The following is a 19935-nucleotide window of genomic DNA, read 5'->3' on the forward strand; positions in this document are numbered from 1 at the left end:
CGAAGATCGCGAAGAGGCGGCTGCGGACGAACCGGCGGTGGCCGCTGAAGACCCTGCCGACCCGCCCCGGGATGAGCCTCAACAGGATACGCCATGATCAGCATCGGTTTGATGAGCGGCACTTCGCTGGATGGCGTGGACGCCGCTTTGCTTGAGACGGACGGCGAGACCATCACGCGGTTCGGGCCGGGAGCGGAAACCGCGTTCTCGCCGCAAGAGCGCGCGGTGTTGAAAGCGGCGGTCGATGCTGCGCTCGACTGGCGTTTTGAGGGCGCCGAGCCTGAGATTTTCAAGCAGGCCGAAGACGTGCTCACCCAGACCCATGCCCGCGCTGTGGAGGCTGTGGCCGAACGCGCCGGGCTGACATTGGCCGAGATTGATCTGGTCGGCTTTCATGGCCAGACGGTGATCCATATACCGCCACAGCCGGGGCGCCCGGGCCGGACCCGTCAGCTGGGTGACGGCGCCGCGCTGGCGCAGCGTCTGGGCGTGCCGGTGGCGTATGACTTTCGCACCGCTGACATGGACGCTGGCGGGCAGGGCGCGCCGCTGGCGCCGATTTATCACGCCGTGCTGGCGCAAGGGTCGGGTCTTGAACGGCCTTTGGGCGTTCTGAACATTGGCGGCGTCGCCAATCTGACCCTGATCCGCGCGGACGGATCGCTGGACGCGTTCGACACCGGGCCCGGCAACGGACTGATTGACGCCTGGGTGGAGGAACGCACGGGGCAGTCGATGGATCGGGATGGCGCCTTGGCGGCTGAAGGCCGCGTGCATGAGGCGGGGCTCGAGGACTTGCTGGCGCACCCGCATTTCGCGCTGGAAGGCCCCAAATCGCTCGACCGTTGGGATTTTTCCCTCGATGCGGCGCGCAATCTGACGGTGGAAGATGGCGCGGCGACGCTGAGCCAGTTCACTGCTGAAGCCATTGGCCAGGGGCTGGCGGCTTGTCTTGAACGTCCCGAGCGGTTGGTCGTCTGCGGTGGTGGTCGGAAGAATGCGGATCTTTTGCGCCGTATCAGCGAAGTCACAGGGATGTCGGTCTGCAGCGCGGAAGCGATCGGCTGGCGCGGCGATCTGATCGAGGCGGAAGCCTTTGCGGTGTTGGCGGCGCGAACGCTGCGCGGCTTGCCGCTCAGCTTTCCGGGCACCACGGGGATTGCGCAGCCGCTCACCGGCGGCCGGATCGCGCGCCCTTGAGCGTTTGACCTCGGAGCGCAAACAAAAAGCCCCGGCCTGACAGGCCGGGGCTTTTGAAATGTGCTGGCGAGTCGACCGGCGGCCTAGCGCTTGCCGGTGTTCGCCATCTCGGCGCGCTCGATATCCACTTCAGGAAGGCGCTTGTCGAGATAGGTCTTCACCGATGCTTCCAACGGTTCCAGATGATCGGTGAAGAGATGGCCGGCGCCCTTGATGATGTCATGGGTGATGATGATGCCCTTCTGGGTGCGCACCTTGCTCATGGCGCGCTCCATCTCGTCATGCGGGACGATGGCGTCTGATTCCCCATGCGCGATCAGGCCGGACGCCGGGCAGGGCGCCAGGAAGCTGAAATCATACATGTTGGTGGGCGGAGACACCGAGATGAAGCCGGCGATCTCCGGGCGGCGCATAAGAAGCTGCATGGCGATCCAGGCGCCGAAGGAATGCCCGGCCACCCAGCAATACGACGCATTGGGATTGTGCGCCTGCGCCCAGTCGAGCGCCGTGGCGGCGTCTGACAGTTCGCCCAGGCCCTGGTCATACGTGCCCTGGCTGCGGCCGACGCCGCGGAAATTGAACCGCAGCACAGAGAAGCCGCGTTCCTTGAACTCGTCATACATCATGGTGCTGACCGGCGTGTCCATATGACCGCCGCCGCGCGGGTGGGCGTGCAGGATCAGTGCGACAGGAGCGCCAGGGGTCTTGGACGGGCTGTATTTGCCTTCAAGGCGGCCGGCCGGGCCGGGAATGATAACGTCGGGCATGGAAAGCTTACGGGTCCTGCTTCAATTTCCCTAGCTCTGCACTCAGGAATTGATTTCCAGGTGGTGCAAGGGGTATGCGAAAACCAAGTCCTAATACTTGACTCTCGCGCTGGGGATACTAGCTCCCTGATACGCGAGCGCTGTTAGACAATCGGATCGGCCTCATAACACGGCCGGGCCGCACAATGCGAGCGCGCCGCGCTTATTTGTACGGGTTAGCCAACGATAATGTCATGAAGCTGAGCACCAAGGGGCGTTATGCAGTGATGGCCATGGTCGATCTCGCCCAGGCCAGCCTAGAGCGTCCTGTGCCGCTGGGTGACATCGCCTCGCGCCAGGAAATCTCGCTCTCCTATCTAGAGCAATTGTTCGCAAAGCTGCGCCGCGCCGGCGTCGTCAAATCCGTGCGCGGCCCGGGCGGCGGCTACAAGCTGGGTCGAGCGCTCAATGAAACCCGTATCGCCGACATCATGCTGGCGGTTGAAGAGCCGGTGGACGTGACCCGGTGCCAGGGCAAGGCGGCCGGCTGCCTGGAAAGCGGACGACGCTGCGTCACCCACGACCTGTGGGATGAGCTGAGCCGGCATATCCATCTCTTCCTGAGCGATGTGACTTTGGAAGACGTGCTGGAACGCCGGGTGATGGGCCTGTCGATGGGGCGCCGCACGGCTAACGCGACCCTGGAGGCGGCGGCGGAGTGACGGTCTATCTCGATCATAACGCCACGGCGCCGATCAGGCCTGAATCGCGCGCCAGCGTGCTCGACGCGCTTGGCGCGGCCGGCAATCCGTCTTCGGTTCATGGACCGGGGCGGACGGCGCGTGCGCGCGTCGAGACGGCGCGCAGCGTGATCGCCAAGGCAATTTGCGCGCGGGCCGAAGACCTGGTCTTCACCTCCGGCGGCACCGAAGCGAACAATCTCGGCCTCAAGGCCGGTATCGCGGCAGGCGCGACGCGTGTGATCGTGTCCGCGATCGAGCATGAAGCGGTCGGCGCTGCTGCACGCGCGCTGGGCGTGCCCTGTGAAGTCTGGCCGGTGACGGCTGACGGAACAGCGGACATCCATTGGCTTGAAAATCGCCTGCAACGCGCTGAGCAAGAAGGTGAAACGCCGATCCTGTTCGCGCTGATGGCGGCCAATAACGAGACCGGCGTGATCCAGCCATATGAGCAGGCAGGCCGGATGATCCGCGAGGCGGGCCATCTGTATCACATCGACGCGGTTCAGGTGCTGGGCAAGGCGGGCTTTGATTTTGCGGGCTCCATGGCGCACTTCGCCGCGCTGTCTTCGCACAAGGTCGGCGGCCCTCAGGGCGTCGGCGCTCTGGCGGTGTCATGCGAGACTGGAGTTGCGGCGCAAATAATTGGCGGCGGCCAGGAAAAAGGCCGACGGGCGGGCACTGAAAATGTGGCCGGGATCGCCGGCTTCGGCGCCGCTGTGGCTGCAGCGGGCTCCGACGAAGAGCTTATCCGGATCAAGGGCTTGCGGGATGCTTTGCAAGTGCGGCTTCAGGCGGGCGCTCCCGAGCTGACGATCTGGGGTGAACGCGAGAACCGGCTCGACAACACGCTGTGTCTGTCCGCGCCGGGCTGGCCCAGCGAGATCCAGGTGATCGCGCTCGATCTGAACGGTTTCGCCGTCAGCGCCGGATCGGCCTGCTCGTCGGGCAAGGTGCGCAAATCCAAGGTGCTGGAAGCCATGGGGGCGTCATCTGCAGACGCGGAGAGCGCGCTGCGCATTTCGCTGGGCTGGACGACGACCCAAGACGATATCGAGGCGTTCGCGAACGCCTGGCTGAGTGAATACACCCGCCTGCGCCCCCGCGCGGCGGTCTGAGAGTAAAAAGGAAGCGGCTTATGCCTGCGGTCAAGGAAACCATCGAAGACGTTCGTCAGCTGGAATCTGACAAGTACAAGTACGGCTTCACCACCGAGATCGAGCAAGAGCGCGCGCCGAAGGGTCTGAGCGAAGACACTGTGCGCTTCATCTCGGCCAAGAAAGGCGAGCCTGAATGGCTTCTTGAGTGGCGTCTTGAAGCGTTCAAACGCTGGACGCAGATGAAGGAGCCCGATTGGGCGAAAGTGGGCTATCCGCCCATCGACTATCAGGACGCGTACTATTACGCGGCGCCGAAAGACTCCGCTAAATACAAGAGCTTGGACGAGGTTCCTCAGGAGCTGCTCGACACCTACAAGAAGCTTGGCATTCCGCTGAAAGAGGCGGAAGTCCTGCTCGGCGTTGAAGGCGCGGACGCCAGCGCCGCCGATGCGCGCACCGAAGGGTCGCAGCGCAAGGTGGCCGTGGATGCGGTGTTTGATTCCGTCTCGGTCGTGACGACCTTCAAGGAAGAGCTATCCAAGGCTGGCGTGATCTTCATGCCGATCTCCGAGGCGGTTCACGAATACCCCGAGCTGATCAAGAAATATCTCGGTTCAGTCGTGCCGGTGACGGACAATTTCTTCGCCACGCTCAACAGCGCGGTCTTCTCGGACGGCTCGTTTGTTTACGTGCCAAAGGGCGTGCGCTGCCCGATGGAGCTGTCGACCTATTTCCGGATCAACGCCGAAGGCACCGGCCAGTTCGAACGCACGCTGATCATCGCGGACGAGGGCGCCTATGTGTCCTATCTCGAGGGCTGCACCGCGCCCATGCGCGATGAAAACCAGCTGCACGCCGCCGTGGTGGAGCTCGTCGCGCTCGATGACGCCGAGATCAAGTATTCCACGGTTCAGAACTGGTGGCCGGGCGACGCGGATGGAAAAGGCGGGGTCTATAACTTCGTCACCAAGCGCGCCGACTGCCGCGGCCGGAACTCCAAGGTCAGCTGGACCCAGGTTGAGACGGGGTCTGCGATCACCTGGAAATACCCATCCTGCGTCCTGAAGGGTGATGGCAGCCAGGGCGAGTTCTATTCCATCGCCGTGACCAATGGCCGTCAGCAAGCCGACACCGGCACCAAGATGATCCATCTGGGCCGCAATACGAAGTCGCGCATCATTTCCAAGGGCATCTCGGCGGGTAAATCGGACCAGACCTATCGCGGGCTGGTTTCGGTCCACTCAAAAGCCGAGGGCGCGCGCAATTTCACCCAGTGCGACAGCCTGCTGATCGGCGATACCTGCGGGGCGCACACCGTGCCCTATATCGAATGCAAGACGCCCAAGGCGACGCTGGAGCATGAGGCGACTACCTCCAAGCTCTCAGAAGAACAGCTGTTCTACGCGCGCCAGCGCGGCCTGGATGAAGAAAGCGCCGTGGCGCTGCTGGTGAACGGCTTCTGCCGCGAAGTGCTGCAGGAGCTGCCAATGGAATTCGCTGTGGAAGCCCAGGCGCTCCTGAAAGTCTCGCTCGAAGGGAGTGTGGGCTAAGCGATGACCCAGTACTGGTTCGCACGTCGCCGCGCTGAAGATATCGGCAGGCCAGCCTTCAAGGGACGGTTCTACCCCATTGTCTGGCAGGGCTGGGCCGTGGTCGGCGTGTTTCTGGGGGCGATGGCTCTGGGCGTGCTTTTGTTGTTTGAAAGCGCACGGCTCGGGGCTGGCCTGGTGATGAGCCTTATCCCGTTCATCATGCTGACAGCGTTTGGCGTAGGCACGCTTATGCTGGCGACCGTCAGCAAGGGCGACCCGAACCGCACCGTGGCGCAATACCGGGCTGGCGACGTCGAAAGAGGGCGCGAGCATGGATAAGCGTAAGTTGATTTGCTCTGGCGCCACCCTGGCGTTCACCGCCTTCATCACGGCCTGCAGCTCGCCTGAAGCCGAAGCTCCGGCGCCGTCTGTGGAACAAACCAGCCCCCGCCTCGCCATGTGCGGCGAGGGCCTTGCGGAAGGCTGCGTTCAATCCGTCAACGACACAATGGGCCTGATCTATACGGCCACTGACGGCGGTTATGACTTCCGTCTGCTGGCGCTGGAAGACGGCGCGGAGCTGCAGAGCTTTGACGAAGAGCATGGCGACGCCATGTCGGCGCCGTCACTGGAAGACCTTGATCAAGATGGCGATCCTGAGCTGATCATCCCGGACTTCACCGGCAATGTGAACACGGTGTACCGCATCCGGCAGCTGATTGACGGGCGCTTCGAGCCCGCTGGCGAAGTGAGCGGTCTGGGGCTTGAGCGCGATGAGGATACGGGCCTTCTGGGCATCGCCTCGCGCAGCTCTGCAGTTCGATATGGCTACCACGCTTATGTGCTCTCTGATGACGGGCTGGTTCTGGCTTATGCGCTGGACAGCGATCTGGCGGATCGCGCCTGCGTTTTGACCCCCGGCCCGGCGTTTGACGCGGCGGGGCTGGATGCAAACACCCTGCTGACCGCCTGTGAGGCGGAGCTGTAGGACGAGACGAGATGGCGCGCGCCCAGGGCGAGCGCCGAAACGAATAAGGGTTCGAGCCGGCCTCCCTCTCATGCGCCGGCGCGACGACAAGGAAGACGACCATGTTGGTGATTGACGATCTCAAAGCGCGTGTGGATGCGGAAGACGGCGACGGCCGTGAAATTCTCAAGGGCGTCAGCCTGAAAGTCCCGGCGGGCGAGGTGCACGCCATCATGGGCCCCAATGGCTGCGGCAAGTCCACTCTGTCCTACGTGCTGTCGGGCCGCGACGGCTATGAGATTACCGGCGGCTCGATGAGCTTTGACGGTCAGGACCTTGCAGAGATGGCCCCGGAAGAGCGCGCCGCAGCGGGCGTGTTCCTGTCCTTCCAGTACCCGGTGGAGATCCCCGGCGTGCCGACGCTGACCTTTGTGAAGGAAGCGCTGAATGCGCAAAAGCGTTTGCGCGGCGAGGATGAAGTGCCGGCGCCGGCTTTCATGAAGCTGGCGCGCGAAGCCGCCGCTCAGCTGAGCATCAATAATGACATGCTCAAGCGCCCGGTGAATGTGGGCTTTTCGGGCGGCGAGAAGAAGCGCATGGAGATTTTCCAGGCGCTGATGCTGCAGCCGAAATTCCTGATCCTCGACGAGACGGATTCCGGCCTCGACATCGACGCGCTGAAAGTCGTCGCTGACGGCGTGAACGCTCTGCGCAATGAAGAGCGCGGCATGCTGGTGATCACCCACTACCAACGTCTTCTCGATTACCTCAAACCGGATGTGGTGCATGTGATGGCGGCTGGCCGGATCCAGGAGACCGGCGGCCCGGAGCTGGCGCACAAGCTCGAAAAAGAAGGCTATGACAAATACGCAGGCGAGGCGGCGTAATGGGTGCGGCTGTCAAACTGACTGATATGGAGACGGCGCTGATTGGTCAGCTGCCCGAGGACGCGCCCTTGCGCGCTCTCCTCTCCGAACAGGGCCTGCCCAATCGCCGCGTGGAAGAGTGGAAATGGACCGATCTGCGCACGGTGGTGGGCAAACTGCCCGCCGAGCCGGGCGTTCTGACCTTCACCATCTCGCGCGAGCCTGACGCCTGGGCCGAGCAGGACGAAGAGCCGGGCCTCCTTATGCCTCGCCTCGCTTCAGCGTTAGGCGAGGACATTCAGGTCTACACGCTGGAAGACGGCGAACGGCTGGAGCTGGGCGTCGAAGCCACCAAGGGTTTCGCTCACCAACAGGTTCTGGTGCTTGTGCCGGAAGGCGTGAAGGCGGAGCTGATTGAAAGCTACGCCGTGGAGGCGGACGGGTTTGCGAACCTGACGCTTGTGATCGTGGTGATGCCCGGCGCGGAGCTGGAGCGGATCATCGAGCAGGACGCCTCGCCGGACGGGGCGCTTGTGGTCACCAGCCTGATCGATCTGGCGCCGGGCGCGACGTTGAACCAGACGACGTTGGGGTTTGGCGCCAAGCTGGCGCGTCTTGAAACCCATGTGAATCATGCTGGCGAGGGCGCAGAGCTGCAACTGAACGGCGCTTATGTGCTGGGCGAGGGGATGCATCTCGATCAGACGTCAGTCGTGCGCCATGTGGGCCCGAACGGCGCGACCTCAGAGCTGTTCAAGGGCGCGGCCGCCAAGGGCGGCAAGGGCGTGTTCCAGGGCAAGATCCATGTGGAGCAGGCGGCGCAGAAAACTGACGCCCAGATGCAGCATCGCGGCCTGCTGCTCGACGAAAACGCGGAGATCGACGCCAAGCCCGAGCTTGAAATCTACGCTGATGATGTGGTCTGCGCCCATGGCAACGCCTTTGGCGCCTTGGACGAAGACGCGTTGTTCTACATGCGCCAGCGCGGCCTGCCGGACGTGAAAGCGCGTGCGCTTCTGACGCAAAGCTTTCTGGCGGAACCGATCGAACGCATCCGTGATGACGATGACCGCGAGCGCCTGATGACGCGCTTGATGGCGGCGCTGGAGGCGCTCTGATGTCAGCTGAACGCAAACCTGTGAGCGGTCTGGATGTGGCGCAAATCCGCGCCCAGTTCCCGATCCTCAGCCGCGAAGTGAACGGCAAGCCGCTGGTCTATCTCGACAGCGCCGCGTCCGCTCAGAAGCCCGAGGCGGTGATCGAGGCCGTTGCTGATGTGTGGCGTCATTCCTACGCCAACGTCCACCGCGGCCTTCATACGCTGGCCAATGAGGCGACCGAAGCCTTTGAAGCGAGCCGGGGCAAGATGGCGCGTTTTCTGGGCGCGGATCATGCCGACCAGATCGTCTTCACGCGCGGCGCCACTGAAGCGATCAATCTGGTCGCGGACAGCTTTGGCGCGACGCTGGGCGAGGGTGACGAGATCATCCTCAGCCAGATGGAGCACCATTCCAACATCGTGCCCTGGCATTTCTTGCGTGAACGCAAGGGCGTGGTGCTCAAATGGGCGCCGGTGACCGATGACGGCGCGCTGGATATGGACGCGTTCGATGCGCTTGTGACCGAGCGCACCAAGCTGGTCGCCATCACCCATATGTCCAATGTGATGGGCACCATTTCGCCCATCGAGGCGATTGTGAGCAAAGCCCATGCCGTCGGAGCCGCCGTGCTGGTGGACGGCTCTCAGGGCGCGGTTCACATGCCGGTCGACGTCAAGGCGCTCGGGTGTGACTTCTACGTGGTGACCGGCCACAAGCTCTATGGCCCCAACGGCGCCGGCGCGCTTTATGCGGCGGGCGACTGGCTGGACCGGTTGCGCCCCTATCAGGGCGGCGGTGAAATGATCGCTGAAGTGCGCGAAGACGGCGTGGTCTACGCCGACGTGCCGCACAAGTTTGAAGCCGGCACGCCGGTGATCGCTGAGGTCATCGGTCTGGGCGCGGCGCTGGACTGGATGTGCGGCCTCGACCGGATCGCGCTGATGGAGCATGAGCGTCAGCTGATGGACCGGTTCGAAGCGGGGCTCGCCGAGTTTGAGGGCGCGACCATTTACGGCCGCACTCAAGACAAGGGCGCCATCACCTCGTTCGGTCTTGAGGGCGCGCATCCGCATGACCTGGCGCAACTCATGGACAAGTATGGCGTTGCGGTGCGTGCGGGCCATCATTGCGCCCACCCGCTGATGCAACGCTTTGGCGTCCCGGGCACGCTGCGCGCCAGCTTCGCCGCCTACAACACCGAGGCTGATGTGGATGCGGCGCTTGAGGCGTTGCGAAAAGCCAAGAGCTTTCTCATCTAGAGAGTATGACGAGCATGGATACTGACAACAAAAGCTCTGAACGCGACATGATGGATCTGGGCGCCGCCCCGTCCATGACCCTGGATGCGCCGACTTCGGCTGATGCGAAACCGACGCATGATGCTGCGGCGGAGTCCGAGATTCCGCAAGAAGAGATCGAGCGCATCACCCATGACGTGATCGAGGCTTTGAAAACGGTGTTTGACCCGGAAATCCCGGTCGACATTTACGAGCTGGGGTTGATCTATCAGGTTGATCTGGAGCCTGATCACAGTCTGAAGGTCGAAATGACGCTGACGGCGCCAGGCTGCCCGGTCGCCGGTGAAATGCCGGGCTGGGTCCGCGATGCGTGTGAAACGGTCAAAGGCGTGGAACGGGCCGATGTCACCCTGACGTTTGATCCGCCCTGGACGCCGGATCGCATGTCTGACGAAGCCAAGCTGACGCTGAACATGTTTTAAGGAGCCGATCATGGCCCGACAAAGACCCAAAGCCGTCACCCTGACTGAAGCCGCCGCTGAGCGCGTGAAAAAACTGATGGCGGACGGTGACGCCGGCTATCTGCGCGTGGGCGTCAAAAATGGCGGCTGCGCTGGCATGGAATATGTCATGGACTATGTCAGCGAGCCTGATCCGCTGGACGAGCGGGTCGAGGATCAGGGCGTGGAGATTGTGGTGGATTCCAAATCCCTGCTCTTCATGCTGGGGGCGCAGATTGATTATGAAATCACGCCTTTGCACGCTAAATTCGTCTTTCGGAACCCCAATGAAACCGATGCCTGTGGTTGTGGGGAGAGTGTGACTCTGGTGCCTGCACAGCTGGCGGATTAAGCCGACGCCTGCATCCTCCACTTGCCTTTCAGCGGGCAGCGCGGCCACATGCCGCTCCCAACAGAGGACTGGCGCTGTGAAACTTTATGTCTCTCCCACTTCGCCCTATGCGCGTAAATGCCGGGCGCTGATCATCGAGAAAAGCCTTGAGCGCAAGATCGAAGTGATTGAATGCGATCCGCGCAGTGATCCTGAAGCGCTCCTCGCCATCAACCCGCTGGGCAAGGTTCCAGCGCTTGACCGTGACGGCGCCCCGGCCTTGATGGACTCTCCTCTGATCTGCGAATTCATCGACAGTATGGACGAAGAGAACTGGATTCCGCGGCGCGGCGAGAGCCGGATTCTGGTCATGCGTCAGCAGGCGCTGGCGGACGGGCTCATCGACCTGACCATCGGTCGCCGGATCGAGATGCAGCGTGACGCCGACAAGCAGTGGGATTTCTGGTCAGAGCGTTGGGAGCGCGGCGTGCGGCGTACTCTGGACGCCTTAAACCAGGACCGTTCCCAATATGAGCGCTCGGTGGATCTGGGCGCCCTGAGCGTCGCCATCGCGCTTCACTATCTGGATCTGAGGTTTGCTGAACTGAACTGGCGTGAGCACTATCCCGAGCTCGCGACTTTTGCGGCGCGTTGGGACCAGCGCGCCAGTTTTGAACAGACCCGCCCGCCGTCTGGCGCCTAAGCGGCCTCCGAAATGAAAACGCCCTCAAGCTTTTCGCTTGAGGGCGTTTTGTCTTCATACGACCGTCAGAGGGATCAGGCGGCGGCGATGCCTTGTCGGTTCGGCAGTTGATCGCCGTCCACAGTGACCCGATTGCGGCCTTGCTGTTTGGATTTGTACAGATTGGCGTCACAGCGCTCGATCAGGCACTCCACCACTTCAGAGGGCCTGAACTGGGAGACGCCCATGGAGATCGTGATATTGCCCAGGTCCTCATTCGTGGACTTGCGCAGCAGGCGTTTGCTCTCAACGACCTGACGGATTTTCTCCGCGATCGCCTTGGCGTCTTCAAGAGACGTGTTGGGCATGACGATGCCGAACTCTTCACCGCCATACCGCGCCACCACATGATGGTCGGACGCATAGCGCGCCAGACAGGCGGAGACGAAGCGGATGATCTGGTCACCGGTCTGGTGGCCCCAGGTGTCGTTGAAGCGTTTGAAGTGGTCGATGTCGCACAAGACCAGTGAAAAGGGCGACCCGTTCAGATCAGCGTCCCGGCGCGACTTGCGCATGGATTCATCAAAGCGCTTGCGATTGGCGACGCCGGTCAGGGCGTCGGTCATGGCTTCCTCGCGAACTTTTTCGAGATTGCTGCGGAGCTGATTGACTTCTTGGCTGGTTTCCTGGAGGCGGCGCTCAAGATCACGTGACCGGCGCTGCATCCGTGCCGTGGCGGCGACCAGGCCTTCCACCATCTGTTTGATTGCGTTGGCGTCTGTGACCTTGTCCAGGCGGCCCGTGGCGCCTGCGAGTTCCGCGCCATAGGCGGCGGTGTCGCGTTCAGCAGCCTGCAGGGTTTGAACGACAGAGCCCAGCTCGCGGCTCATGGCCCCACCTGCACCCAGAACCGCGCTCTGGATGCGTTTGAAGCTGAAATGCGTGTCGTAAAGATCTTCGAGAAGCTCAGAGGACAAGGGCTCGTCCCGATCAATATGCCTTTGAATGACCGAGCATAAATCAGGAATGGTGTCAGACACGTATGCCGTGAAGACCGCATAGTTATGAGGCGTGGGAACAAGTCCGAGACTCGCCATCAAATCCAGCGCTTTGCGCCCGATTTCGATCCCTTCAGCAGCGTGTAAACGACCGTTCAAAGCATATCCCTGACCTTGGACCGCTATTCTGCGGTTCTTGGCAGGAAGTATGCCCTCCGAATCAAAAGATCGGGTAAACGCCGGCCATTTTTTGCCTACGGAAACGCGGGTCGAAGCAAAAATTCGGGCACATGGTCGCCAAATCCAACCGGCGACGTATCGCGCTCATGGCGATCGTGACGCGACGGCCTGTCCTGACGCGAGCCGCGTTGTGAGCGCGAGGAGCGCTCTCTGGGCGCAGCACGCTCAGAGGATTTAGGCTCTTCATGGTCACGGGCTTCCACAGGGGCCTCAGCCATCGCTGGTGCGTCTTCTGAAGCCGCCAGATCAGGGGCCTCAGAGGCGTCCGCCTGGACCTTGCTGGCCTCCGGTTTGTTGCGCGAGCGCGACCGGCGACGAGACTTTGGTTTTTCCTCGGAGGAGCCGGTCTGAGCCGGTTCAGGCGCGGGTTCAGCTGCAGGCGCACCGGTTGCAGACCCGTCGAGCTTGAGCTCTTCAGGTTCCTTGCCGATCAGCTTGACGACCTTGGCGAGGGCCTTGGCGTCTTCAGCGGAGACCAGCGTCACCGCTTCGCCCTTCAGACCCGCGCGACCTGTCCGGCCAATGCGGTGGACGTAATCGTCGGCGTTCCGCGGAATGTCCACGTTGAACACATGACTCACGGCGGGAATGTCGAGACCGCGCGCGGCCACGTCAGACGCCACCAGAAGGCGCAATTCGCCAGACTTGAAGTCCGCCAGGGTTTTTGTGCGCTGGCTCTGATCAAGGTCGCCATGGATCGGGGCGGCGGAAAAGCCGTGACGCTGCAGCGAGCGAGCGACCACATCCACATCGCGCTTGCGATTGCAGAAGATGATGCCGTTTTTCACGCCGTCGCGATTGATCGCGGCGCGCAGGGCTTCGCGCTTGGTCCGCGCCTGATTGTCCGGGACGCGCAGGATGTACTGGGTGATCAGCTCTGCAGTTTGCGCCGGACGCGCCACTTCGACCCGCACGGGATCGTTGAGGAAGTTGTCGACCAGATGCTTGATCTCTCCCGGCATGGTGGCCGAGAAGAACAGCGTCTGACGCCGCGGCGGCAACAGTTTCAGGATGCGTTCGATATCGGGAATGAAGCCCATATCCAGCATGCGGTCGGCTTCGTCGATGACGAGGATTTCGACGCCGGTCAGCAACAGGCCGCCGCGTTCGAAATGGTCCAGCAGCCGTCCCGGCGTGGCGATCAGGATGTCTGCGCCCTGATCCAGAATCCGCTTTTGCGGCTCAAAGGAGACGCCGCCGATCAGGAGCGCCATGTTGAGCTTGTGGTTCTTGGCGTAGAGCTTGACGTTATCAGCCACCTGCGCCGCCAGCTCGCGGGTCGGCGCCAGCACCAGAGAGCGCGGCATGCGGGCGCGGGCGCGGCCGCGCGACAAGCGCTCGATCATGGGCAGGGTGAAGGATGCGGTCTTGCCGGTGCCGGTCTGGGCGATGCCCAGCACGTCCCGTCCGGTCAGCGCAACCGGAATGGCGCCCTCCTGGATCGGGGTGGGCTTTTCGTAACCAGCGTCAGCAATAGCTGAAAGGAGTGCGGGGCTCAGCCCGAGGTCTTCAAACGTCATGCGCCTCTGAAGTCGCTAAATCGGCCAAGATCGGGGTCGATCTCGTCATACCGGCGCCGACTTTTCCGGCGCATCTGCGTGGCGCGAACATAAAAGGCCGGCGCGCGCTGTCAACGCGGCCGGCCCTTTTCTGTGACTAAATCGCCCTAGTGTGGCGTTTTAGGGACGCGATTTAGTGCTCATAGGCGTAGGCATGATCGTCAGTCACCTGGGCGTAACGGTCCCGCAGACGCGTTTGACGGGTCTCAAGGCTCTGCGTTTCGCCATTGATGAACACGTGAGTTGGCGCGCTCATCACTTCGAGTGGATCGCCGTCCCAGACCACTACGTCCGCGACATATCCCGTCGCTAGCGCGCCATACTGGTCGCCGACGCCGTAGATTTCAGCCGGCGTCAGGGTGATCGCCCGGAAGGCGTCATCCCAATCCGCCCCGTGCGCGACGGCGATGCCGGCGTGCTGGGCCAGAAGGCGCGGGTTGAAGTACAGGTCAGAGCCGACCGTGGTGTAGGCCAGCTGGACGCCTGCGGCATGCATGATCGCCGCGCCTTCATTGGTGGAGGCGAGGGTGTCAAAGCTGTCGGGCAGGTTGCGCATCGGGTCATAGATGACCGGGATGTCCGCCGCCGCCAGCTCGTCGGCCACCAGATGCGCTTCCGCGCCGCCGGCGATGATGATGCTGATGGCAGGATATTGCGCGGCGAAGGCGATGGCGCGACGGATATCCGCCGCCCGGTCCATGATCATCACCAGCGGAATTTCCCCACGCACAGCGCCGACGAGCGCTGCGGCGTCATAGCGGTCAATGGCGTCGCCTTCATGGTGAGACATGAAGCGTCCCGGGTAGAAGCGGGCGTCCTCGATGGCGGCGCGCAGGAAGGCCCAGGCCGCCGTGCGAGAGCCGCCAGCCGTGCGGGCGCCGGACTGGGACATGTCCACCAGCATGAACTGGCGCGTGGCGAACAGGCTGTCCGGATCGCCGCTGGCGTCCGCCAGTGCGCCGCGCCCGGCGAGAATGGCCGAACCGGTATTGGGGTGCACCGCAAACCGGGTCAGGCCCTCAATTCGGGCGGAATCGATATGCGTGCCAGACGGGTTGAAGCCGTCCGCCACATCGATGGCCGCGGTGAAGCTGGACTCGTCCGCCGCATCATCATGGGTGGAAGGCTCTGCGCCCACCTCGATCAGACCCAGCTGGGTGTGCGGGTGGAACAGGCCCGGCGTGATCCAGCCGCCCTGAGCGTCGATGACCTCGGCGCCGTCAGGAATGGAGACGCTGGAGCCAACATCGACGATAGCGCCGTCACGTATGACCACGCCGCCATTCTCGATGACGCCGGTCGCCGTATTGGTCACCACGCGGCCATTATTGACGACGATGGTCTGAGCGCTGGCGGGCGCCATGACGGCGGCGGCCAGCATTAGGGATGTCAGGAGCTTTTTCATTAATAGTCTCCTTCACCGGGTTGACCCAGCATGAAGTCGCGGATGGTGCGACGGTCCGGATCAGCGCGATCAAACATGAGGGCACCGTCGATATAGACGTTGTCCGCCAGCGCGTAGCTGGAGAAGGGATGACCCGACCACAGCACGATGTCGGCGCGTTTGCCTTCCTCGATGGAGCCGGTCTCTTCAAAAATGCCGAGCGCACGGGCCGGCGCGGAGGTGAACCAGCTCACCGCATCCGCATCGGAGATGTCCAGACCCATCCGGCGTCCGTCAGAGAGCGCCTTGGCCACTTCATGATTGAGGCGCTGAATGCCCAGATCACTGTCGGAGTGGATCATCGCGCAGGCGCCGCCCGCATGAGTGAGCGGCAGATTCTCGCGAATGGAGTCATAGGCTTCCATCTTGAAGCCGCCCCAGTCCGCCCATACGGCCGCACAGGTGTTGTGCTCGGCCAGGACGTCCGGGATTTTGTAGGCTTCGACGGCGTGGTGGAAGGTGGTGACCTGATAGCCGAACTCATCGGCCATATCGAGGATCTGCACCATCTCGTCCGCGCGATAGCAGTGCATCTGCACCAGGATCTCGCCGTCGAGCACGCCCATCAGCGTGTCCAGCTCCAGATTGCGCGTGGGAGGATTGGCGTCCTCGCCGTTTTCAGCCGCTTCCCAGTATTCGTTCCAGGAGCGGCGATACTCAGCGGCGCGCTGCCAGGCTTCACGATATCCGGCCACATTGCCCATGCGCGATCCCGGCGCCTGGCCGCGATTGCCGTAAACGCGCTTGGGATTTTCACCGCACGCCATTTTCAGCGTGTAGGGCGCGTCGGGGAATTTCATGCCCTGCACCGAACGTGACGGCACATTGCGCAAGGTGACGCCGCGTCCGCCAAACAGGTTCGCGGAGCCTGGCAGGACGTGCAGAGTGGTCACGCCCGCCGCCAGCGCGGTGTCAAAACCGGGATCTTGCGGCCAGACGCCGTGCTCGGCCCAGACTTCTGCGGTGACGGGGCTGGTGACTTCATTGCCGTCGGAGTGCGCGTTCACGGCCGGTGAAGGATACACGCCCAGATGCGAGTGAATATCCACCACGCCTGGCGTGATATAGCGGCCGTCCGCGTCGATCACGCTCGCGCCTTCAGGCGCCTGCAATCCCTGGCCGATGGCGGCGATACGACCGTTCTCGATCAGAATGTCGGTGTTTTCCAGCTCGCCGCCGACGCCGTCAAACACGGTCGCGCCGGTGATCAGGGTGACGCCGGACGGAATGGGCTCATATGTGCTCGGAAACGGGTTGGTCTCATAGCGGACGACGTCGACATCGCCGCTGGATCCTGAACTGGATCCGGTTTCTGACGAGCACGCGGCGAGGCCGAATACGGACAGAGCCGCAATCGACGCGCCAAGCGCTTTGAGTGTTCTGTGCACAGAAGTCTCCCCTTATTGTCGCGTCATTTGCGAGACGCGGATCGCGAAGGTCGCAGACTGGCTTATTTCCAAGGGGTGAGGGAAGGGGTTACTTGATAACGTTTGGCGGCAGCGGAGGCGCATTCTCCTTGTGAAAGCGCCAGTTTGGCCCTGTCTTCGCCTTGATGCCCACTTATCCGGGATGGAAATGAGCCAGAGGATACACCGATGACGTCACTCTTATGCCGCCTGTGCGTGCTCGTCGCGCTTGGCTTCAGCGGACCTGCGTTGGCGCAGTCTGCAGTCGAGCTGGACCGCTCTCCCCACGCTGAGCAGATCGGCGATCGACAGGTCAGCTTCATGGCGCGCGATCTCGAAACCGGAACGAATTATGTGCTGGAGGGGAGTTCGGTCGATGTGCGCCGCACGCCCTGGTCGACATTCAAAATCCCTAATCTGATCATCGCTCTGGAGACCGGCGCGGCCGAGAGCCTTCAAACGGATTTGCCCTGGGATCCAGCACGCCGTCCTGCATCCGGCTATTGGCCGCAGGACTGGCGACAGGACCAGACGCTTCAGACTGCATTCCAACGCTCCGCCGCCTGGGCCTTTCGCGACCTGGCCGCAGAGGTCGGGAGCGACGTCTATCGTGATAGGCTTTCGGCCTGGGCTTATGGCGATGCTGAAGTCGCGGAGGGCTCGGACCTGTTCTGGCTGGATCACACGCTGGAAATCTCACCGCGCGAGCAGGTCGACTTTCTCGACCGCCTTCTGAGCCGTGAGTTGGGCGTTAGCGAGATCAGCTTTCAGGCCCTCGATGACGTCTCTCTTTCGGGTGACCGTCCGGACGGCGCGCTGCACGGCAAGACAGGTGCCGGCCCTGTTGAGCTGAGCGACATGAATGGCCGGTTTGAAGGCTGGTATGTGGGCTATCTGGTCCGCGAAGATCGCGCGCCCATTGTTTTCGCCCTGCATGCAGAAGCATCGAGCTTCAGCGGCATTCGCACCTTCCGGCGCGAAATGGCCGAGCGTCTGCTCAGCGATGTGACGGCGCGGATCGAGTGATCAGGGCAGGTGGGCGTCTGGGATCAGACGTCCACATCCTCCACGAACGGCGCGTGGTCCTGAATGAACTGGAAGCGCAGTTCCGGCTTCTTGCCCATCAGGGTCTCCACCAGAGCGTCCGCGCTTTCGCGCATCTCCGGCGTCACCACCACACGGGCCAGCGAGCGGCTTTCGCGCAACATGGTGGTGGATTTGAGCTGGGGCGGCGTCATCTCGCCCAGACCTTTAAAGCGGCCCACCTCGACCTTGCCCTTCTTGAAGGCGGTCTCGAGCAGATGATCTTTTTCCGCGTCGTCCTGGGCATAGAGCGTCTTGCCGCCCTGGGTCAGGCGATAGAGCGGCGGCTGGGCCATGAACAGGCGGCCTGATTCAATGAGACCAGGCAGGAATTTATAGAAGAAGGTCGCGAGCAGGGCCGCGATATGAGCGCCGTCCACGTCGGCGTCACACATGATGATCACGCGCTCATAGCGCAGATCCTCAAGATCAAACTTCTTGCCCGGTTGCACGCCCAGAGCCAGCAGCAGGTCCGAGATTTCCTGGTTCGCCGCGATCTTGTCGGCCGTGGCGGAAGCCACGTTCAGGATCTTGCCGCGCAGGGGCAGGATGGCTTGTGTTTTCCGGTCGCGCGCCTGCTTGGCGGACCCGCCTGCGGAATCGCCCTCCACCAGGAACAGCTCGGCGCCCTCGGCGGAGTTCTGCGAACAGTCCGCCAGCTTGCCCGGCAGGCGCAGCTTGCGCGTCGCAGACTGGCGTTTGACTTCTTTTTCGCGTTTGCGCTTGAGGCGGTCCTCGGCGCGTTCCACCGCCCACTCAACAAGCCGGGCGGCATCCTTGGGGCGGCCGGCGAGCCAGTGATCGAACTGGTCGCGAATGGCCTGCTCCACCAGACGCCCGGCCTCGGCGGTGGACAGGCGGTCCTTGGTCTGGCCCTGGAATTCGGGATCCTTGATGAAGACCGACACCAGAATGCCCGCGCCGCCCATGACGTCATCGGCGGTGATCTGGGCGGCTTTTTTTACATTGGCCAGTTCGCCATAGGCGCGCAGCCCCTTGGACAGCGCGGCGCGCAAGCCCTGTTCGTGGGTGCCGCCCATGGGGGTGGGAACCGTGTTGCAATAGCTCTGGCAGAAGCTGTCATCGGGGCCGAAGCCATTTTCGGAGAAGGCGACCGCCCATTCAACGGCGCCCATGCGGCCGTCACGCTCCACACGTCCTGAGAACTGCTCGGTGACGAGCGAGGAGTTGGGCGTCAGCTCGGTCAGTCGGTCGGCCAGACCGCCAGGGAAGGCGAGGGTGGTTTCGGCCGGAATTTCGGTGCCTTCTACCAGCGTTTCGGGGCATTTCCAGCGAATCTGAACACCACGACGCAGGAAGGCCTTGGCGCGCGCCATGTTGAAAATGCGCGGCGCCTTCAGGACCGCGCGCGGTCCGAAAATCTCAGCATCGGGTTTGAACCGGACTGTGGTGCCACGGCGATTGGGGGCGGCGCCCACTTTCTCCACCGGACCTTGCGGCAGCCCGCGCACATAGGTCTGACGCCAGAGCGTCTTGTCGCGTGCGACCTCCACCTCGACCAGTTCGGACAGGGCGTTCACCACAGAAATGCCGACGCCGTGCAGACCGCCGGCGGTCTGGTACGCCTTGTCAGAGAATTTGCCGCCGGCATGGAGGGTGGTCATCACCACTTCCAGCGCGGACTTGTCGGGGAATTTCGGGTGCGGATCGACTGGAATACCGCGGCCATTATCGCTGACGGAGACAAAACCGTCCTCATCCATGATGACTTCGATACGGTCGGCGTGACCGGCCACCGCTTCGTCCATGGAGTTGTCGAGGATTTCCGCGAACAGGTGATGGAGCGCGCGCTCGTCTGTGCCGCCGATATACATGCCCGGGCGCTTGCGAACCGGCTCCAACCCTTCCAGCACCTCGATCGAGGAGGCGTCATAACCCTTGTTCTCAGCGGATGCCGCAGGCGGCGGGCTGGCGGGTTTGGGGGCAGGCTTGGGCGCGGGTTTCGGCGCTGCCGGTGCGGGCTCTGGCGTGGGCGTGGAACCCTCTGCAGCCGGCCCTGACTTGGGCGCAGGCTCAGGCGGCGTCACACGTGGCGCGGACGGTGTAGCGGGCCCTTTGGGCGCCGGTGGAGCGGAAAACAGATCGTCTTGCGAATCATCAGCCATCACATCGTAATCTGCCCTAGCGTCGGCCCAGGGTGTAGAGGGAGGACGCAGCCCGTGCCGCAATGCCATGTGGAAAG

Annotated in this window: 19 protein-coding genes; 13 read left to right on the top strand and 6 right to left on the bottom strand. The window is 62.8% G+C overall.

The window, feature by feature from the left end; genetic code table 11:
• The first annotated feature begins 93 nt into the window (after nucleotides 1-93).
• Nucleotides 94-1200 carry an anhydro-N-acetylmuramic acid kinase gene (locus tag B3M53_RS05200; protein WP_286799726.1) on the top strand — a complete coding sequence of 369 codons (1107 nt, stop codon included), beginning with the start codon at nucleotides 94-96 and terminating at the stop codon, nucleotides 1198-1200.
• An 83-nt stretch (nucleotides 1201-1283) separates the two neighbouring features.
• Here B3M53_RS05200 and B3M53_RS05205 read toward each other — a convergent pair whose 3' ends face one another.
• Entirely contained in the window at nucleotides 1284-1967 is a 684-nt protein-coding gene (locus B3M53_RS05205) for an alpha/beta hydrolase (protein WP_022699661.1), read from the bottom strand.
• 233 nt (nucleotides 1968-2200) lie between these two features.
• On the opposite strand from B3M53_RS05205, the gene B3M53_RS05210 reads away from it, so the two are divergent.
• From B3M53_RS05210 to B3M53_RS05260, 11 genes are all read left to right on the top strand, one after another.
• Complete coding sequence (locus B3M53_RS05210) at nucleotides 2201-2668, top strand: Rrf2 family transcriptional regulator (protein ID WP_028284451.1); 468 nt, start codon at nucleotides 2201-2203, stop codon at nucleotides 2666-2668.
• Nucleotides 2665-3804 carry a cysteine desulfurase family protein gene (locus B3M53_RS05215; RefSeq protein ID WP_286799730.1) on the top strand — a complete coding sequence of 380 codons (1140 nt, stop codon included), beginning with the start codon at nucleotides 2665-2667 and terminating at the stop codon, nucleotides 3802-3804. The genes B3M53_RS05210 and B3M53_RS05215 overlap by 4 nt, the downstream gene beginning before the upstream one ends.
• A 20-nt stretch (nucleotides 3805-3824) precedes the next feature.
• The gene (gene sufB / locus B3M53_RS05220) at nucleotides 3825-5336 is read left to right on the top strand and encodes a Fe-S cluster assembly protein SufB (protein WP_286799732.1); all 1512 of its coding nucleotides are present in this window, start codon (nucleotides 3825-3827) and stop codon (nucleotides 5334-5336) included.
• A 3-nt stretch (nucleotides 5337-5339) separates the two neighbouring features.
• A complete protein-coding gene (locus B3M53_RS05225) occupies nucleotides 5340-5657 on the top strand; it encodes a hypothetical protein (protein ID WP_286799734.1) in 318 nt (105 codons plus the stop codon).
• Nucleotides 5650-6306 (top strand): hypothetical protein, encoded by a 657-nt coding sequence (locus tag B3M53_RS05230; RefSeq protein WP_160091589.1) that lies wholly within the window; start codon nucleotides 5650-5652, stop codon nucleotides 6304-6306. The genes B3M53_RS05225 and B3M53_RS05230 overlap by 8 nt, the downstream gene beginning before the upstream one ends.
• A 101-nt stretch (nucleotides 6307-6407) precedes the next feature.
• Entirely contained in the window at nucleotides 6408-7172 is a 765-nt protein-coding gene (sufC, locus tag B3M53_RS05235) for a Fe-S cluster assembly ATPase SufC (protein WP_022699655.1), read from the top strand.
• A complete protein-coding gene (gene sufD, locus B3M53_RS05240; protein ID WP_160091590.1) occupies nucleotides 7172-8269 on the top strand; it encodes a Fe-S cluster assembly protein SufD in 1098 nt (365 codons plus the stop codon). The genes sufC and sufD overlap by 1 nt, the downstream gene beginning before the upstream one ends.
• Nucleotides 8269-9510 (top strand): cysteine desulfurase, encoded by a 1242-nt coding sequence (locus tag B3M53_RS05245; protein ID WP_160091591.1) that lies wholly within the window; start codon nucleotides 8269-8271, stop codon nucleotides 9508-9510. The genes sufD and B3M53_RS05245 overlap by 1 nt, the downstream gene beginning before the upstream one ends.
• 14 nt (nucleotides 9511-9524) lie before the next feature.
• On the top strand, nucleotides 9525-9971 hold the full coding sequence (locus B3M53_RS05250) for an SUF system Fe-S cluster assembly protein (protein WP_160091592.1): 447 nt from the start codon (nucleotides 9525-9527) through the stop codon (nucleotides 9969-9971).
• Nucleotides 9972-9981: 10 nt separating this feature from the next.
• On the top strand, nucleotides 9982-10341 hold the full coding sequence (locus B3M53_RS05255) for a HesB/IscA family protein (RefSeq protein ID WP_160091593.1): 360 nt from the start codon (nucleotides 9982-9984) through the stop codon (nucleotides 10339-10341).
• A gap of 76 nt (nucleotides 10342-10417) precedes the next feature.
• Nucleotides 10418-11023 carry a glutathione S-transferase gene (locus B3M53_RS05260; protein ID WP_022699650.1) on the top strand — a complete coding sequence of 202 codons (606 nt, stop codon included), beginning with the start codon at nucleotides 10418-10420 and terminating at the stop codon, nucleotides 11021-11023.
• Between the two features lie 74 nt (nucleotides 11024-11097).
• On the opposite strand, the gene B3M53_RS05265 is transcribed toward B3M53_RS05260, so the two are convergent.
• From B3M53_RS05265 to B3M53_RS05280, 4 genes are all read right to left on the bottom strand, one after another.
• Nucleotides 11098-12159 (bottom strand): GGDEF domain-containing protein, encoded by a 1062-nt coding sequence (locus tag B3M53_RS05265; RefSeq protein ID WP_286799738.1) that lies wholly within the window; start codon nucleotides 12157-12159, stop codon nucleotides 11098-11100.
• A gap of 95 nt (nucleotides 12160-12254) precedes the next feature.
• The gene (locus tag B3M53_RS05270) at nucleotides 12255-13760 is read right to left on the bottom strand and encodes a DEAD/DEAH box helicase (RefSeq protein WP_286799740.1); all 1506 of its coding nucleotides are present in this window, start codon (nucleotides 13758-13760) and stop codon (nucleotides 12255-12257) included.
• Between the two features lie 172 nt (nucleotides 13761-13932).
• The gene (locus tag B3M53_RS05275; protein WP_199318893.1) at nucleotides 13933-15204 is read right to left on the bottom strand and encodes an amidohydrolase family protein; all 1272 of its coding nucleotides are present in this window, start codon (nucleotides 15202-15204) and stop codon (nucleotides 13933-13935) included.
• Nucleotides 15204-16631: an amidohydrolase gene (locus B3M53_RS05280; protein ID WP_022699646.1), complete on the bottom strand. Its 1428-nt coding sequence runs from the start codon at nucleotides 16629-16631 to the stop codon at nucleotides 15204-15206. The genes B3M53_RS05275 and B3M53_RS05280 overlap by 1 nt, the downstream gene beginning before the upstream one ends.
• Before the next feature lie 207 nt (nucleotides 16632-16838).
• On the opposite strand from B3M53_RS05280, the gene B3M53_RS05285 reads away from it, so the two are divergent.
• Entirely contained in the window at nucleotides 16839-17675 is an 837-nt protein-coding gene (locus B3M53_RS05285; RefSeq protein ID WP_286799741.1) for a penicillin-binding transpeptidase domain-containing protein, read from the top strand.
• Between the two features lie 23 nt (nucleotides 17676-17698).
• On the opposite strand, the gene parE is transcribed toward B3M53_RS05285, so the two are convergent.
• The gene (parE, locus tag B3M53_RS05290) at nucleotides 17699-19858 is read right to left on the bottom strand and encodes a DNA topoisomerase IV subunit B (protein ID WP_273147385.1); all 2160 of its coding nucleotides are present in this window, start codon (nucleotides 19856-19858) and stop codon (nucleotides 17699-17701) included.
• Nucleotides 19859-19935 lie beyond the last annotated feature (77 nt).

Source organism: Oceanicaulis sp. UBA2681 (assembly GCF_002354675.1).
In the GTDB taxonomy this organism is placed as follows: domain Bacteria; phylum Pseudomonadota; class Alphaproteobacteria; order Caulobacterales; family Maricaulaceae; genus Oceanicaulis; species Oceanicaulis alexandrii.